The sequence below is a fragment of the Glutamicibacter sp. HZAU genome (genome assembly GCF_004100365.1).
Taxonomy (GTDB): Bacteria; Actinomycetota; Actinomycetes; order Actinomycetales; family Micrococcaceae; genus Glutamicibacter; species Glutamicibacter nicotianae.
In genome coordinates this window covers 153,782-169,031 of record NZ_SCKZ01000001.1, presented here as the reverse complement: position 1 = coordinate 169,031, position 15,250 = coordinate 153,782, and the positions used below count along the sequence as shown (strand labels likewise).

General features: G+C 64.0%; 12 protein-coding genes. 8 read left to right on the top strand and 4 right to left on the bottom strand.

Annotated elements, in window-relative coordinates:
- Positions 1 to 23: 23 nt before the first annotated feature.
- Positions 24 to 3,239 (top strand): DEAD/DEAH box helicase, encoded by a 3,216-nt coding sequence (locus tag EKH49_RS00775; RefSeq protein ID WP_128469228.1) that lies wholly within the window; start codon positions 24 to 26, stop codon positions 3,237 to 3,239.
- Positions 3,240 to 3,301: 62 nt separating this feature from the next.
- Here the strand turns inward: EKH49_RS00775 and EKH49_RS00770 are convergent, their stop codons facing one another.
- Genes EKH49_RS00770 through EKH49_RS00760 form a run of 3 tightly spaced genes read right to left on the bottom strand, consistent with a single transcriptional unit; the run spans position 3,302 to position 6,001 of the window.
- A complete protein-coding gene (locus EKH49_RS00770) occupies positions 3,302 to 3,745 on the bottom strand; it encodes a MarR family winged helix-turn-helix transcriptional regulator (RefSeq protein WP_073707797.1) in 444 nt (147 codons plus the stop codon).
- Positions 3,746 to 3,755: 10 nt separating this feature from the next.
- On the bottom strand, positions 3,756 to 4,727 hold the full coding sequence (locus EKH49_RS00765) for a 2-hydroxyacid dehydrogenase (protein ID WP_128469226.1): 972 nt from the start codon (positions 4,725 to 4,727) through the stop codon (positions 3,756 to 3,758).
- The gene (locus EKH49_RS00760) at positions 4,721 to 6,001 is read right to left on the bottom strand and encodes a glucarate dehydratase family protein (protein WP_128469225.1); all 1,281 of its coding nucleotides are present in this window, start codon (positions 5,999 to 6,001) and stop codon (positions 4,721 to 4,723) included. The genes EKH49_RS00765 and EKH49_RS00760 overlap by 7 nt, the downstream gene beginning before the upstream one ends.
- Before the next feature lie 103 nt (positions 6,002 to 6,104).
- Here EKH49_RS00760 and EKH49_RS00755 point away from each other — a divergent pair, with 103 nt between their 5' ends.
- Positions 6,105 to 7,055, top strand: a complete 951-nt coding sequence (locus EKH49_RS00755; protein WP_128469224.1) for a LysR family transcriptional regulator — start codon at positions 6,105 to 6,107, stop codon at positions 7,053 to 7,055.
- A 275-nt stretch (positions 7,056 to 7,330) separates the two neighbouring features.
- On the opposite strand, the gene EKH49_RS00750 is transcribed toward EKH49_RS00755, so the two are convergent.
- The gene (locus EKH49_RS00750) at positions 7,331 to 8,302 is read right to left on the bottom strand and encodes a 2-hydroxyacid dehydrogenase (protein ID WP_236640966.1); all 972 of its coding nucleotides are present in this window, start codon (positions 8,300 to 8,302) and stop codon (positions 7,331 to 7,333) included.
- Between the two features lie 301 nt (positions 8,303 to 8,603).
- Here EKH49_RS00750 and EKH49_RS00745 point away from each other — a divergent pair, with 301 nt between their 5' ends.
- From EKH49_RS00745 to EKH49_RS00720, 6 genes are all read left to right on the top strand, one after another.
- Complete coding sequence (locus EKH49_RS00745) at positions 8,604 to 10,181, top strand: ABC transporter substrate-binding protein (RefSeq protein WP_201739530.1); 1,578 nt, start codon at positions 8,604 to 8,606, stop codon at positions 10,179 to 10,181.
- A 30-nt stretch (positions 10,182 to 10,211) separates the two neighbouring features.
- Positions 10,212 to 11,255 (top strand): ABC transporter permease, encoded by a 1,044-nt coding sequence (locus tag EKH49_RS00740; protein WP_128469222.1) that lies wholly within the window; start codon positions 10,212 to 10,214, stop codon positions 11,253 to 11,255.
- Complete coding sequence (locus EKH49_RS00735) at positions 11,252 to 12,241, top strand: ABC transporter permease (protein WP_236640965.1); 990 nt, start codon at positions 11,252 to 11,254, stop codon at positions 12,239 to 12,241. The genes EKH49_RS00740 and EKH49_RS00735 overlap by 4 nt, the downstream gene beginning before the upstream one ends.
- The gene (locus tag EKH49_RS00730; RefSeq protein WP_128469221.1) at positions 12,238 to 13,272 is read left to right on the top strand and encodes an ABC transporter ATP-binding protein; all 1,035 of its coding nucleotides are present in this window, start codon (positions 12,238 to 12,240) and stop codon (positions 13,270 to 13,272) included. Before EKH49_RS00735 ends, EKH49_RS00730 begins: the two co-directional genes overlap by 4 nt.
- Positions 13,269 to 14,342, top strand: coding sequence for an ABC transporter ATP-binding protein (locus EKH49_RS00725; RefSeq protein ID WP_128469220.1), 1,074 nt, complete (start codon positions 13,269 to 13,271; stop codon positions 14,340 to 14,342). Before EKH49_RS00730 ends, EKH49_RS00725 begins: the two co-directional genes overlap by 4 nt.
- Positions 14,343 to 14,470: 128 nt before the next feature.
- A partial coding sequence (locus tag EKH49_RS00720) for a dioxygenase family protein (protein WP_145964433.1) occupies positions 14,471 to 15,250 on the top strand: 780 nt, incomplete at its 3' end.

Here is a 15,250-nt window from a genome sequence, read left to right as displayed (position 1 = left end):
TGCACGAACAATGAACGGCGAGTATGGAATTCCAGCTGACACTTTCTGCGGCCCAGACCTTGGTGACCGAATCCGAATACAACCTGGGCCAGTTCCTCTGCGATTCCGGAAAAGTGGAGATCGTCCACCGGGACATGAAGCCGGGATATACCCGCATTTCGGCAATGGTGCTGCGCGAATCGGTGATGGCCGAGCTGCAAATCAACCGCGGCAATATCAGCTTCACCAGCTTCTGCAGCAAGCATCCGGGCGTTCAATCCTGCGAGGATGTCGCCGCCTTGCTCATTGAGGTCACCACCGAAGAGGACCAGGGCTTCTTCGTCTCCGACTCCGGGGTGGACCCTTTCGCATGGAAACGCAACAGCAAGCCGCAGTGGGAACGGACCCTTGACCGTCTGCTTCCAGCAATTCCAGATGAGCAACTGATTGACGAGGAACCGCTGGGATTGATCCTGAAAGTGGTCAGCGAACCCCGTTACGGAGGCGAGGACGCGCTGACCTTGCAGGCGCGGCCGGCCCGCCGGGGCACCAAGAGCCCCTGGGTCCAGACTGGAGTCAGCTGGCGCAACGTCGCCTTCGATGAGCGCTTCTCCAAGAAGCAGCGCCGAGCGGTCGTTGAACTGGACCGGCTGCGTGAACGCGTGGAACAGAACACCTACCGGCATTCGTGGGATCCCAAGGACTGGATCTCGCTGATGGATCTGCCTGGCCAGGACCTGCTGGATGCCTTCGAGGCCCTGCGCGACGCCGGAGTGCAGATCGTCAACGGCGGTTCCGCTGCCAAGCTCCCGGTGGAATTCAGTGCGCAACCAGCCATGGCCCACGTGGATGTGCGCCGCACTGAGCAGGGCCTGCGCATGGAAGGCAAGCTGCGCGGCCCGCACGAAGAGCACCACCACCTCCTGCCGATCGGCACGCCGCCGACCCTGCTGGCCTACGCCTCCAGCCCGTTGCCCAAAGCGAAGGAACTCGGCTTCGCGCAGTTCGCAGAACCGGTCAGAAAGGAACTGGCGGCATTCATCGAATCCGGTGCGCACATCATCCCGGATGGAGCCATCGAGCTATTCGAGCGGCAGCACCTGGACCGGCTGCGCTTAATGGCGCCGCTGAAGAGCGAAGATGGAAGCTACCGCATCCCGGTTCCCGCGCGCCCCAGCCTCAAGCTGTCCTTGGAGAGCATCCAAACCCCGCTGACCGTGCGCTATTCCTGGGAGTACTCCACCAAGGGGCCTCGCCAGCAGGCAGTGGAACGGGAAATTGCCGCTTCGGTGCAGGACAAGCTCGGCGAGCTGGGTTCGCTGGGGCAGCTGACCTCATCAGGGATTTTCCCTCCGAAGGAATTCAGCACCTCTGAATCCATCGACTTCCTGGTCCACGCACTGCCGCTGCTGGAAGAGCATCCCGATGTCATTATCGAGGAGCAGAATCGGCTGCCGAAATATCGGATCAGCGATGCCCCCGCGACTGTCAGCGTCGAAGCGGGTGAAAGCACGGGGGACTGGTTCGACCTGTCAGTGGAAGTGCTACTCGGCGAGATCAAGGTGCCGTTCGCGCTGCTGCTCGAAGCACTGACCAAGCAAGATGAATACCTCATCCTCGATGACCTGACGGTGATCCCGATTGATGGTGCGGACTTTGCCCAGCTGCGCCAGCTGATCACCGAAGCAGGGGAGCTGGGCACGGTGCAGGGCGATACGATTCGCATCCACAAGTTGAGCATCGACTGGTGGCAGGAACTGGTGGATCTGGGAATTATCGAAGCCCAGCACAACCAGTGGCTGCAGACCATGAAGGCATTGCAAAGCGGCGAAGAGATGAAGCCTGTTGAGCTCTCGGATACCTTCAATGCGCAGTTGCGCCCCTACCAGAGCCACGGCCTGTCCTGGCTGGACTTCTTGCGCACCCACGGCCTGGGCGGAGTCCTCGCCGACGACATGGGTCTGGGCAAAACCGTCCAGCTGCTGGCCTGCCTGGAGCAGGCACGCGTTGAAGATCCCAGCCAGAAGTTCCTGGTGCTTGCCCCTACTTCGGTGGTGGGCAACTGGATCAATGAGGCTCAGCGTTTTGCCCCGCAGATGAGCGTCACTGGCATTACCTCTACGGCAAAGAAGAGCGGGCAGGATTTGGCTGCGCAGATCGGTGATGCGCAGCTGGTGGTGACCAGCTATACGATCTTCCGCTTGGCCTATGAGGATTTCGAGGCTGCCGGTTTCAACGTGATGATCATGGACGAGGCCCAGCAGCTGAAGAACCACGCGTCCAAGGGCTACAAGCAGGCCCGGCAGCTGCCGGTGCCGTGCAAATTCGTGGTCACGGGCACGCCCATGGAGAACAACCTCATGGAACTGTGGGCGTTGGTCTCGCTGGCCGCACCTGGCCTGCTGGGTGGTGCGAAGTCCTTCAAGGACAACTACCAGAAGCCAATCGCCGACGGGGACCAGGAACGGATGGAACGCTTGAAGAACCGTCTGCGACCGTTCGTGCTGCGCCGCACTAAGGAACAGGTCGTTCCCGAGCTGCCGGCAAAGACCGAACAGGTCCTGGAAGTCGAGCTGGAGCCAGGGCACCGGAAAGCCTATGACCGCCGCTTCCAGCGCGTGCGGCAAGAAGTGCTGGGCCTGGTTGGCGATGTTGATTCGAATCGGTTCCAGATTCTCCAGTCGCTGACCTTGCTGCGCCAGCTGGCTTTGGATCCCTCGCTGGTAGGCGAAGGCAATGCGCCCAGCGCGAAGCTGGAAATGCTGCGCGAGCTCATGGGGGATGCGGTTTCCGAAGGACACAAGATCCTGGTCTTCAGCCAATTCACCAGCTTCCTGTCCAAGGCACGCGACGTCGCCGAGGAGCTGGGCATTGAGCACGGTTACCTTGATGGCTCCACCAGTGGACCCAAGCGCAAGGAACTGATTGACGGTTTCAGCGAGGGGGATTTCCCGGTCTTCTTCATCTCGCTGAAGTCCGGTGGATTCGGCATCAACCTCACCTCAGCGGACTATTGCATCCTGCTTGACCCGTGGTGGAACCCCCAGGCCGAAGCACAGGCGATTGACCGTGCTCATCGCATCGGTCAGACCCGGCCCGTCTATGTGTACCGTTTGGTAGCCAAGGACACCATCGAATCCAAGGTGCTCGCGCTGCAGGCCAAGAAGACTCAGCTGTTCAACGATGTCTTGGGCGACACCGCCGAGGGAGCACAGAGCGCTGCGCTTTCTGCCGATGATTTCTTGGCACTGATGGATTGATGCTTAAAAAGCTGAAGCCTTGGAAACTGTAGGGTTTCCAAGGCTTCGGCTCCTCTAGCGGTTTAGAGAATTTCGTCAAAGCTGTGGTTGAGGCGGTGCAGGAGATCTCCGAAGTTCTTCAGTTCGGATGCTTCCCATTCCTTGAGCTGGCGGCGCAGTTCCTGACGCAGCGTGTTGCCGCTCGAACGCCATTTTTCCTTGGCTATATCTGTTGCCGAAACCAGCTGGGCCCGGCCATCGGAAGGATCCTGGGTACGGGTGACAAGGTCCAAGGATTCAAGGTGCTGCACGAGGCGCGATATGGTTGCCTTGTCCAAGCGCAGCTTCTCTGCGAGCGATCCCTGCTGCTGGGCCTCGTCACGGATGACCACTGCAAGCAAGCGGTACCCTGGGTCCTGCAGATCCGGGTGGATGATCTTGGCACGGCGGATCAGCATCTGGCGGGCACGCAATAAGATGGCGGTGAATTCTTCTTCGACCGTCTGCATCAATTCTTCTTCTTGCATAACTCCTATTCTAATCAGCGTTTCGCACGGGCAGGCAGTTCGCGTAGCCATCGATATTCGCACAGATTTCCTGCACCCGGCGGGTGAAGGTGTCGTTCGAATGGCCTGAATAATGCGGGGTAGCGATGACTCGGGGATGGTTGGCAAGGCGCCGGGTGTCCTCCGGTGCCTGCATACCCTCCGGAGCCTGCCACCATACATCCAGCGCCGCGGCACCCAAGCGGCCCGAATCCAGCGCCTCGTGCAACGCAGCCAGGTCCAGCACCGGGCCACGGGCGACGTTGACCAGCACTGCCCCGGGGCGCAGTGCGGCTAGCTGCTCGCTGCCGATCAGCCCGGTGGTCTCATCGGTCAGCGGCACGCACAGCACCAGCACGTCTGCCTCGGACAGCAGGCGTGGCAATGCATCCATGGTGCCCACCCAGGCCGCATGGGGCGGGAGCTGCTCCGGGACGGTGCGTCGCACGGCGACGCAGCGGGCACCCAGGCTGCCGCAGAGTTCAAGGGCCTGCGTGCCGATGGCACCGAGCCCCACGAAGCCGATGGTCAGCTCGGCGAGCGTACGGTGCAGCGGCGTTTGCGGATCGGTGGCCAGGGTCTGCCAGCTGCCAGCGCGCAACTGCGCGGTGACCTCAAGCAGGCGGCGCTGCGCGGCCAGGATGACCATCAGGATGTGCTCGGCGATGGCCCGTTCGTGATGCGCGGTGCGCGCCACCGTGGTGCCGGAGGAGAGCCGGTCGAGTGCCAGCCGGTCGGTGCCGGAACCTGTGACATGAACCAGCCCGGCGCGGGTAGCCGCGGCCTGCTCGGCACTCAGCCGGGCGCAGACCAGCACGTCGGCCTCGGCTATCAGTTCCAGTTGCGGCCCCGGCGCCATCGAGGCGGCAAAGTGCCAGTCGTGGTGCGGGCACAGGCTGCGGAACAGCGGCTCGAAGCGGGCGACGATGGCGTCGGTGACGACTACCCGCAACGGCGCTACCATCGGGGGCTCGCCAGCTCGAAGGACGGGTCGATGCGGCGCATGTAGCCGGTGTCGTCGCGTTCGCGCAGCCCGCAGTCCAGATATTGCTGGTGCAGCCGTGCCAACCCCTCCGGGGCAAGCTCGATCCCCAGGCCCGGTGCCTCGGGCACCGCGACGGCACCGCCCGCCAGTTCCAGCGCCCCGGGGAGGATGACATCCTCGTCCGGGCGCTTCCACGGCCAGTGGGTGTCGCAGGCGTAGTCGATGTTCTCGGTCGCCGCAGCTAGCTGCACCATCGCCGCAAAGCTGATGCCCAGATGCGAATTCGAATGCATGGACAGCTTCAGGCCGAAGGTGCGCGCGATGCCGGCGAGCAGCGCGGAACGGCTGAGTCCGCCCCAGAAGTGGTGGTCCGACAGGACGATGTCTATGGCTTTGCGTTCGATCGCTTCGGGCAGGTCATTGAAGGAAACTACGCACATGTTCGTCGCCAACGGCATCGGGATGGCCCGGCGCACCGCGGCGTTGTCTTCCGCGCTCAGGCACGGATCCTCCAGGTATTCCAGCACGCCGTCCAGCCGCCGGCCCACCTCGATTCCGGTAGCCACGTTCCACACCCCGTTGGGGTCCAGACGCAGCGGCAATTCGGGGAAGGCCTGGTGCAGGGCTTCGATTGCGGCGGCCTCCTGCTCGGGCGGGAAGACCCCGCCCTTGAGCTTCAGCGCCTTGAATCCGTAGCGTTCGACCATGGTGCGTGCCTGGCGCACGATGCCCTCGGGGTCCAGCGCCTCGCCCCAGGCGTCCGGCTCATGCCCCGGGTGGCGTTCCCACTTGTAGAACAGGTAGCCGCTGAAGTCCACACGATCGCGGACCGCTCCGCCAAGCAGCGTGCTCACCGGCAGTCCCAGGATCTTGCCCTGCGCATCCAGTGCGGCGACATTGAAGGCGGAAAGCACCCGGTCGGCCAGCGAAGTGGTGGTGACCATGCCGCCTGTGCCGTGCCCGCCCTGGCCCTGGTCCCCGCGCAGCGAGTCCTCCACGAGCTCGGCGATCTGGTTGAGCTTGAACACGTCGGTGCCGCGCAGGAACCCGGCGGCGCGTTCCAGCCGGGCCAGGTGCGCGCTGTCTCCATAGGTCTCGCCCAGCCCGTAGTGGCCGGATTCGGTGTGCAGCACCACGATGGAGCGCAATGCATACGGTTCGTGCACGCCCACGGAATTGAGCAGCGGTGGATCGGCGAAGGCGACAGGAGTGATATGGATATCGGCGATTCGGTGGGATTGGGATTGCGTCATGGGGGTAGCTCCAGTCGGTAAGGGACGTTTAGAATCACCCTAGAAAGTGAATCGATACCTGTCCAAGCTAAAATTGGCAACCAGCAATTCAAGGAGTGAATTGATGTTCTCGCTGATCCAGCTGGAATCTTTTGTGGCCGTGGCCGAGGAGCTGCACTTCGGCGCCGCGGCGGAGCGGCTGAATATGACCCAGCCCCCGCTCAGCCGGCAAATCCAGCTGCTGGAACGCGAATTGGATGCCAAGCTGTTCACCCGCACCTCGCGGCAGGTGGCGCTGACCGCGGCAGGACAGGTGCTGCTTCCCAACGCGCGGCGCATTCTGGATCTGTGCCAGAAAACCAGTTTGGAAGTCTCCAAGGTCGCCACCGGAGAATCGGGCACCGTGATCCTCGGCTACACCTCGGTAGCCGGCCAGTCGGTGCTGCCGCAGCTGCTCGCGCTGGCGGCCCGCGAACTGCCGGAGATCACGCTGGTGCTGCGCGAGGGTGTATCCATCGACCAGCTCGATGCGCTGAGCAAGGGACAGATCGACCTGGGGCTGCTGCGTCCGGCGGTGCACCGGCCGGGCGTGCAAACCCACCTGGTCAAGAAGGATCGGCTGGTCATCGCGCTGCCGGCCGGGCACCACCTGGAAACCGGCAAGGGGGTGCTGATCAAGGAACTGGTCGGCCTGCCGCTGATGATGTACTCCACCCACGAGGCGCGCTACTTCTACGATCTGGTGCTGCGGCTGTTTGATTCGGTGGGTGTCAGCCCCACGATCACCCAGGTGGCCAGCCAGATCCCAGCGCTGATGGCGCTGGTCTCGGTGGGCTTGGGCGTCTCCCTGGTGCCAGCCAGTGCCCGCGACTTTGCCCCGCCGGGGGTGGTCTTCGAGGAGCTGGTGGGTCCGGGCGGGATGGAGGAGCTGAACCACTCGGACATCTTCCTGGCGTGGGAGTCTGAGGCCGGGAATCCCGCGGCGCAGCGATTGCGCGAACTCTACCTGGCCGAATTGCAGGGGAATGATGCGACCCCTCGGAAAGCGGGTGACGGCAGCAGCGCAGGGAAATAGGCAACGGGTTTCGCCAGTTGCCAGCCGGGGCGGCGAACCAAGGCGGCCCGCCCGGCAACAGCCGGCAGCAGTGCCAGCGCACTGCTTTTGAGAGCCGTGCCGGGTTCAGCATTCTCTGCTCTGGATGCCAAGGAAGTTCGCTGCGCTGGGAGGTTGTTGAATCTCCTACCAAAATCCGCGGCGAGCGGCCGGCCTTGCATGGCAAAATCGGCCGCTCGTCGCGGCTTCGGCAGAAGTGGTGATGCCGGTGAGCCGGCATCGAGCTGGGGAACCGATCAGGAGATCGGAGTGAGCAGTGTGCGATCCTCCAGATAGGAGCGCAAATTGCCCAGGGTCAAGGCTGCCATGTCGGCGCGGGTTTCGTGGGTTCCGCTGCCCACGTGGGGCAGCAGCACGACATTGTCCAGGTTCAACAGTTCGGCGGGGACGCTCGGTTCCTTGGCGAAAACATCCAGCCCTGCCCCTGCAATGTCCTTATTGGCCAGGGACTGGACCAGCGCTGTTTCGTCGATGACCGAACCGCGGGCAATGTTGATGATGAATCCGCGCGGACCGACGGCTTCGATGACCTCGCGGTCCACCAGCCCAGCGGACTGGGGTCCACCGGCCGCGGCGATCATCAGCACATCGGTGGCCTCAGCCAAGGCGAGGGCCGAGGGATGGTAGGCATAACGGCTATCGGGCTTTTCCGAGCGGTTGTGATAGTGGATTTCACACCCAAAGGCTTCCAGGCGGTTTGCGATTGCTTGGCCGATGCGGCCCAGGCCAAGGACGCCTACCTTCGTGCCGCTGGCCCGGGTGGCCAGCGGAAAATTCTCACCGGCAGCCCAGGCTCCCGCACGCAGGAAGCGTTCGGCAGCGCCGAGCGAGCGCAGCGTCGACAGGTAGAGTCCCAGCGCAGTATCGGCCACGCACTCGGTCAGCACGTCCGGGGTATTGCTGACTACGATGCCGCGGGCCTGGGCCTGGGCAACATCGGTGGCGTCGTAGCCCACTCCGAAATTGATGATCGCCTCGAGATTTGGCAGGCGCTGCATCAGCTCCGAGTCCACCCCGATGCGTCCGGAACAGACGGCCACGCGGATCTGCGTTCCGTGCTCCTCGAGCAGTGCTTCGCGTTCTGGGCCTGGCTCGGGCAGCGCCTGCGCGCCGAAGTCGGCCTGCAGGGCCTGGGCCACCTCTGGATTCACCGGTCCCACGCGCAGAATGGCGTCGCCGGTGATGGGGGAGTTCTTTGAGTGCGTCATGGCGCTGGTATTTGTGGGCATACCAGCATCCTAGGAAGACCAATCAATTCACGTCCAACACGCAGATTGGATGGATCAATGCTGTTGAGGCATTGATCGTCGAATAACCCCGAAATGTCGCGCAAGTCACATTTGCCAAAGGCGCGGATCGCCATTGCGGCGCTCGCCGGGCGCCACCGAAGGGGCCTGTTTTCCCTTGACCATGCGGGTTCATCGGTCAAAGCTTTTGAATCAACGCCGGCAGTCCTGCCACGCCGGATGCTCCACTCACTGAACCCATCACTCTTCGCGAAGGATCACAATGATGTTGACCAAGCACACCCGCACCCGCAAGCTCTCACTGGCCGTCGCCGCCTCCGCCCTGCTGGGCACCACCGCCCTGTCAGGCTGCTCGGTAGCCAACTCGGAACAGGCTGCCGGCGCACCTGCCTCCGGCACCGCCAGCGACACCCTGCGCGTGGTGTTGCAGCAGGAACCGCCCACCCTGGAAGCCTGCGAATCGAACCTGACCAGCACCGGCGTGGTGGTTCGCTCGACCATCACCGAGCCGCTGATCGAACGCAACCCTTCCAGCGGTGAGCTTGAGCCGAAACTGGCCACCGAGTGGTCCAGCGACGATGACCAGACCTGGACGCTGAAGCTGCGCGAGGGCGTGAAATTCCATGACGGCTCCGACTTCACCGCCGCCGATGCCGCCGCCACCATTGACCGTGCGGTCAACTCCAACCTGGGCTGCAACGTTGAAGGCTATGTCTTCGGCGACGACGACCTGAAGCTGAAGGTCGTGGACGACTACACCCTGGAGGTCACCGCAGTGAAGAAGGATCCGATCCTGCCATTGCGCCTGTCCTTCCTGGAAGTCGTCCCGGAGGAAACCTCCGCCACCGAGAAGGTGCGCGAACCAATTGGCACCGGCCCCTACCAGATTGATGACTGGAAAGCCGGGCAGTCCATCGATGTCTCCGCCTATGCCGACTACTGGGGCGAAGCCCCGTCCTTCGCCAAGGCCAACTACCAGTGGCGCTCCGAAGGCAGCGTCCGCGCGGCCATGATCACCTCCGGCGAGGCGGATATCGCCACCGGCCTGAGCCCGGAAGACAACATCGGCGAGCTGGGCGTCTCTTACCCGAACAACGAAACCGTGGCGCTGCGCATGCACAATGACAAAGCCCCGCTCAACGACGAGCGCGTGCGCCGAGCCATCAACTACGCCATCGACAAGGAATCCATTGTCGCCTCGCTGTACGGCGGACGCGACAAGGCCGCCGCCCAGCTGGTCCCCGCCGGCGTGGTGGGACACAGCGAAGACCTGCCAGTCTGGGAATACAACCCGGAGAAGGCCAAAGCGCTGGTCGAAGAAGCCAAGGCCGCCGGCGAGGACGTCTCAGCCCCGATCAACATGATCGTGCGCACCGCCCAGTTCCCCAAGATCCAGGAGCTGGCCCAGGTGATCCAGGAACAGCTCTCCCAGGTCGGGCTGACAGTGAACCTGAAGATGCTGGAGACCAGCCAGCACCTGACCTACCAGGTCCGCCCGTTCCCCACCGATGAGGACGGGGCGATCATGCTGATGACCCAGCACGGCAACCAGGCCGGCGACGCCGCCTTCACCGTGGACCAGTACATGACTACCAAGGGCGCCCAGTCGGCCTTTGGCACCAAAAAGCTCGACGAGCTGATTGCCACCGCGGATGCCGCCACCGGCGAAGACCGCCAGGCGGCCTTCGAGAAGGTCTTCAAGTACCAGAACGACGAGGTGGTGCAGTTCGCGCACATCGCCCACCAGACCGGCATGCTCGGGGTCGCGGCGAATATCGACTACACCCCGAATTCCTCGACGGGCGACGAGCTGCGCCTGGCCGAAGTTTCCAGCAAGTAGGCGCCGCCATGAGTGAAACGAGGATGTGAGATGCTGACCTATTTGCGAAAGAGGATTATCTCCTCCGCGCTGCCCCTGGTCGTCGTGGTCATCGGCGTCTTCGCGCTGGCCCGCATGACCGGCAACCCGGCGGCGCTGTACCTGCCGCTGAACGCGACCGAGGCGATGCGCGAGGACTTTGCGGCACGCAACGGCCTGGACCAGCCGATCTGGGTGCAGATGGCCCAATATTTCGGCGGACTGCTGCGACTGGACTTCGGCGCATCGATGCGCACCGGGGAAGACGCCGCAACGATGGCGTTGCGCGCCTTCCCGGCCACGCTGCAGCTGGCGGCGATGACGATGCTGCTGGCCATCGTGCTGGCAGTGGTGGTCGGCTCGATCGCCGCGCTGAAGCCCAACGGGCTGCTGGACCGCTTCGCGAGCTTCACCTCGATGATCGCCGCATCCATCCCGGACTTCTGGCTGGCCATCGTGGGGATCTGGGTCTTCGCGATCAGCTTGGGCTGGGTGCCGACCTCCGGGGTGGCCGGTGCGGCCGCCTGGTTCCTGCCGGTGGCCACGCTGCTGATGCGGCCCTTCGGCACGCTGGTGCAGGTAATCCGCGGGGCCATGGTCTCGGCCCTGTCCGAACCGTATATCAAGCTGGCGCGTTCCAAGGGCGCAGCCCAGCGCCGGGTGATCGCCAGCCATGCGCTGCGCAACGCCGCGGCTCCCGCGTTGACCGTGGCCGGGGACCTGACCGTGGGCCTGGTCAATGGCGCGGTGGTGGTGGAAACCATCTTCGGCTGGCCGGGCATCGGCAAGCTGATGATCGATTCGATCCTGCAACGCGATTTTGCGGTGCTGCAGGCCTGCGTGCTGCTCACCGCGGTGGCGATCTTCGCATTGAACATCCTGATTGATCTCGGCTATGCGCTGCTCGACCCGAGGGTGCGGCCCAGTGCCGGCAAGCGGGCGCGGCGCAGCGCACGGCGCGATGCGTCCCGGCATCGCCCGTCGCAGCCGGCACCGGCCGTTGCCGCTGAGCGCGCCGAAGCTACGGAGCACGAGCTGACAAGGAGCCTGCCATGACGCAGACGATGAACCCCCAAGGCCCGCAAGCCGAGGAACCGCACGCCAAGCAACCGCGGACCAAGCTGGCGCGCGGCAGCAAGCCGAGCATGCTGCACCTGCTGCTGCGCGACAAGGTCGCCACCGTGGCGGCAGCAGTCCTGGCAGTGGTGGCGCTGACCGCGATCTTCGGTCCGCCGTTGATGGGCGAGCTGGCCACCAAGCAGGATTTGATGTTCATGAACAAGGCCCCGTTCGACCCGGCCAATGGGTGGGCCTACATCCTGGGCTCGGATTCGCTGGGCCGTTCGGTGCTCGCTCGTATCGTGGTGGCCACCCGCACCACCATGATGGTTGCGCTCCCGGCGGTGGCGATTGCCCTGCTGATCGGTTCGTTGTGGGGTGTGTGGGCCGGTTATCACCGGGGCCGGCGCGAGACCGTGTCGATGCGCATTGCCGATGTGATCATGTCCTTCCCCTCGCTGCTGCTGGCAGTGGTGGTGCTGTTCGTCTTCAGCCCTTCGGCAGCGAATATCGTGCTGATCCTGGCGATCACCCGCATCCCGATCTACCTGCGTACCGCCCGGGCCGAGGCCGCTGAGCTGCAGTCGCGGACTTTCGTGGATGCCGCCCGCACCTTCGGCACCAAGCCCAATGCGATCATTGCCCGGCATGTGATCCCGGTGGTCACCCCAACCCTGCTGACCTTGGCGACGCTGGAATTCTGTTTCGTGATGCTGGCCGAATCCTCGCTGTCCTTCCTGGGCATCGGGATCCAGCCGCCGGAAGTTTCCTGGGGTCTGCTGGTGGCCCAGGGTCGCCAGTATCTGCAGACCGCGTGGTGGCTCTCGATCCTGCCGGGCCTGGCCATCGTGATCACCGCGGTGGCGGCCAACGCGCTGGCCGCGTGGCTGCGGATCGCCACCGACCCGGCCCAGCGGTGGCGTTTGACCTTGGATAAGCGTTCGGCCAAGGCGCTGAAGACCATAGTAAAGGATGCAAAATGAGCACCATCACCGATCAGGCAGTGCTGCAGGTCCGGAACCTGGATGTTGATATCCGTAGCCCGCAGGGCACCTTGCGGGTGGTCAACAACGTGGGGTTCACTGCCCGCAGCGGCACCACGTTGGCCCTGCTGGGGGAGTCCGGGTGCGGCAAATCCATGACGGCCAAGGCGATCGCCGGGCTGCTGGACCCGGTCGCCCAGGTATCCGGCGGCAGCGCCGAGCTGCTGGGCGAGGACTTGAATCAGATGAGCAGTTCACGGCGCCGCCAGGTGGCAGGTCCCGGGCTGGGTATCGTCTTCCAGGATGCGCTGGCGGCGCTGAATCCGGTCTATACGGTGGGCACCCAACTGGGCGAAGCCTTCAGGATCCACCGCGGCATGGGCAAGAAGCAGGCCAAGGCCGAAGCCGTGGATTTGATGCGCCGGGTGGGAATCCCGGAGCCGGAAACCCGGGTTAACTCCTATCCGCACCAGTTCTCCGGCGGGATGCGACAGCGCATCTTGATTGCGATGGCGGTGGCGTTGAACCCGCGCCTGCTGATTGCAGATGAGCCGACCACGGCCCTGGATGTGACGGTGCAGGCGCAGATCATGGCGCTGCTCAAGCGCCTGCGTACCGAAACCGACATGGCGCTGGTGCTGATCACCCACGACCTGGCGGTAGTAGCCGAAGAAGCCGATGACGTGTGCATCATGTATGCCGGCAACGTGGTGGAACAGGGCAGCGTGCAAACGGTTTTCGCCAATCCCACCCACCCCTACACCAAGGGCTTGCTGGAATCGGTGCCCGGCCAAGGGCAGCGCGGGCAGGCGCTGTCCTCGATCCCGGGCAGCCCTCCGGAGCTCAGCCGCATCCCCGCCGGGTGCGTCTACCAGGACCGCTGCCCGCTCGCGTCCCAGCTGTGCCGGGCAGAACGCCCGGCGTTGCGGGAAACCGGTCCGGGCCAACGGGCAGCCTGCCACTTCGCCGAGCAGGTGCCGCACGCCACCGTCAGCCAAACCGGCTCCACCGAGAAGGAGATTCCCGCATGAGCACCGCAACTATCCAGCGCTCGGATACCGTGCTGCAGGTCAAGGATCTGAGCAAGGTCTTCCACGTTTCAGCCGGCGCGTCGGGCTCCCGCGAACTGCGCGCCCTGGACGGCATCAACCTGAGCATCAAGCGCGGCGAGACCCTGGGCCTGGTGGGCGAATCCGGGTGCGGCAAGTCCACGCTGGCGCGTACCTTGATGATGCTTGAAACCCCGGACGCGGGACAGGTGCTCTTTGACGACAAGGATCCTTTCGCCCTGCACGGCAAGGAATTGCTGACGTGGCGGCGCCGGGTGCAGATGGTCTTCCAGGACCCGTTCGCCTCGCTGAACCCGCGGATGAGCGCCGGGCAGATCATTACCGAGCCCTTTGCTACGCACCGCGATCTGTATCGCGGGGCTGCCAAGCAGCGGCGGCTGCATGAGCTGCTCGATGTGGTGGGGTTGCGCCGAACCGATGCGGACAAGTCCCCGCAGGAGTTCTCCGGAGGGCAGCGCCAGCGATTGGGGATTGCCCGGGCATTGGCATTGAACCCGGAGCTGATCATCCTGGACGAGCCGGTGTCCGCGCTGGACCTCTCGGTGCAGGCCCAGGTGCTGAACCTGCTCAACGAGTTGCAGCAAGAGCTGGGTGTCAGCTACCTGTTCATTTCGCATGATTTGTCGGTGGTGCGGCATGTGACTGACCAGGTGGCGGTCATGTATCTGGGCAGGATCATCGAGACCGGGACGACCGAGCAGGTGTTTGATTCGCCGTTGCATCCGTATACTGCTTCGTTGCTGTCGGCCTCGCCGAAGCTGGATCCGGCGCAGCGGCCGGCCGAGCGGATTGTGCTGCGCGGTGAGCTGCCCTCGCCGTTGGATCCGCCTTCGGGGTGCCGTTTCCGTACCCGGTGCTGGAAGGCGCAGCCGGTGTGCAGTGCCGAACGGCCCGAAGTGCGGGTGCGTGAGCAGGGAGGAACTATTCGTTTGGGGATGCCTGGCGATGGTCCGGTGCAAGGATTGCACAGCACCGAATGCCACTTCCCGGTGGAAGTGGTTGAGTCCGGGCAGAGAGGCCGGGGAGCCTAGTGCCCCGGGTGCTGGGGCCTTCGTCCATGAGTTATGGACGAAGGCCCGGTACGCAGTTGGTTGGAGACAGGAACGGCAAACGATCCCAAAAGGTTGACGCTTCAACTAATGATTGGTAGCTTTGAATTATGACTCAGCGATCCGATACCCCTCCCGTCCTCTTCCTCAGCCACGGTGCTCCGCCGCTGGCCGATGACCAGCGCTGGACCAGTGAACTGGCCGATTGGTCCGGCACCTTCGAGAAGCCCAAAGATATTCTGATGATCTCCGCGCACTGGGAAAATGCCCCGGTGACGCTGAGCGCGACCCGGCAGAAGAACGAATTGGTCTACGACTTCTGGGGCTTTGACCAGAAGTACTACGACGTCCGCTACGACGCGCCCATGGCACCGGAACTGGCCAATGAAGTCGAGCGACTGACCTCCGCCTACGGGCACCACGTGGAGCGCGATGAGTCCCGAGGCCTGGACCACGGCGCCTACGTGCCGCTGAAGGAAATGTTCCCGGATGCCGACGTGCCGGTGGTGCAGATGTCCATGCCGACACTGGATCCTTCGGGACTCTTCGAATTGGGCAAGAGCCTGGCCCCCTTGCGTGATCGGGGAACCCTGATTGTTGGTTCCGGATTCACCACCCACAACTTGCGCTGGTTCAACCCGGCCGGCGGACCGGATGTTGCCCCGCCTTCGGCCTCCAGCGAGTTCGACCACTGGGCCGAGGAAGCGATGGCCCGCGGCGACGTGGACTCTATCCTGGACTTCCTGCACAAGGCGCCGGCAGCGCGCGAAGCGCATCCGCGCTCGGAGCACTGGGCTCCGCTGTACGTTGCGCTGGGAGCTGCCTACGCCTCGGGCGGCATCGATGCCAAGACCGCTATTGACGGTTTCTGGTATGGGCTGTCCAAGCGC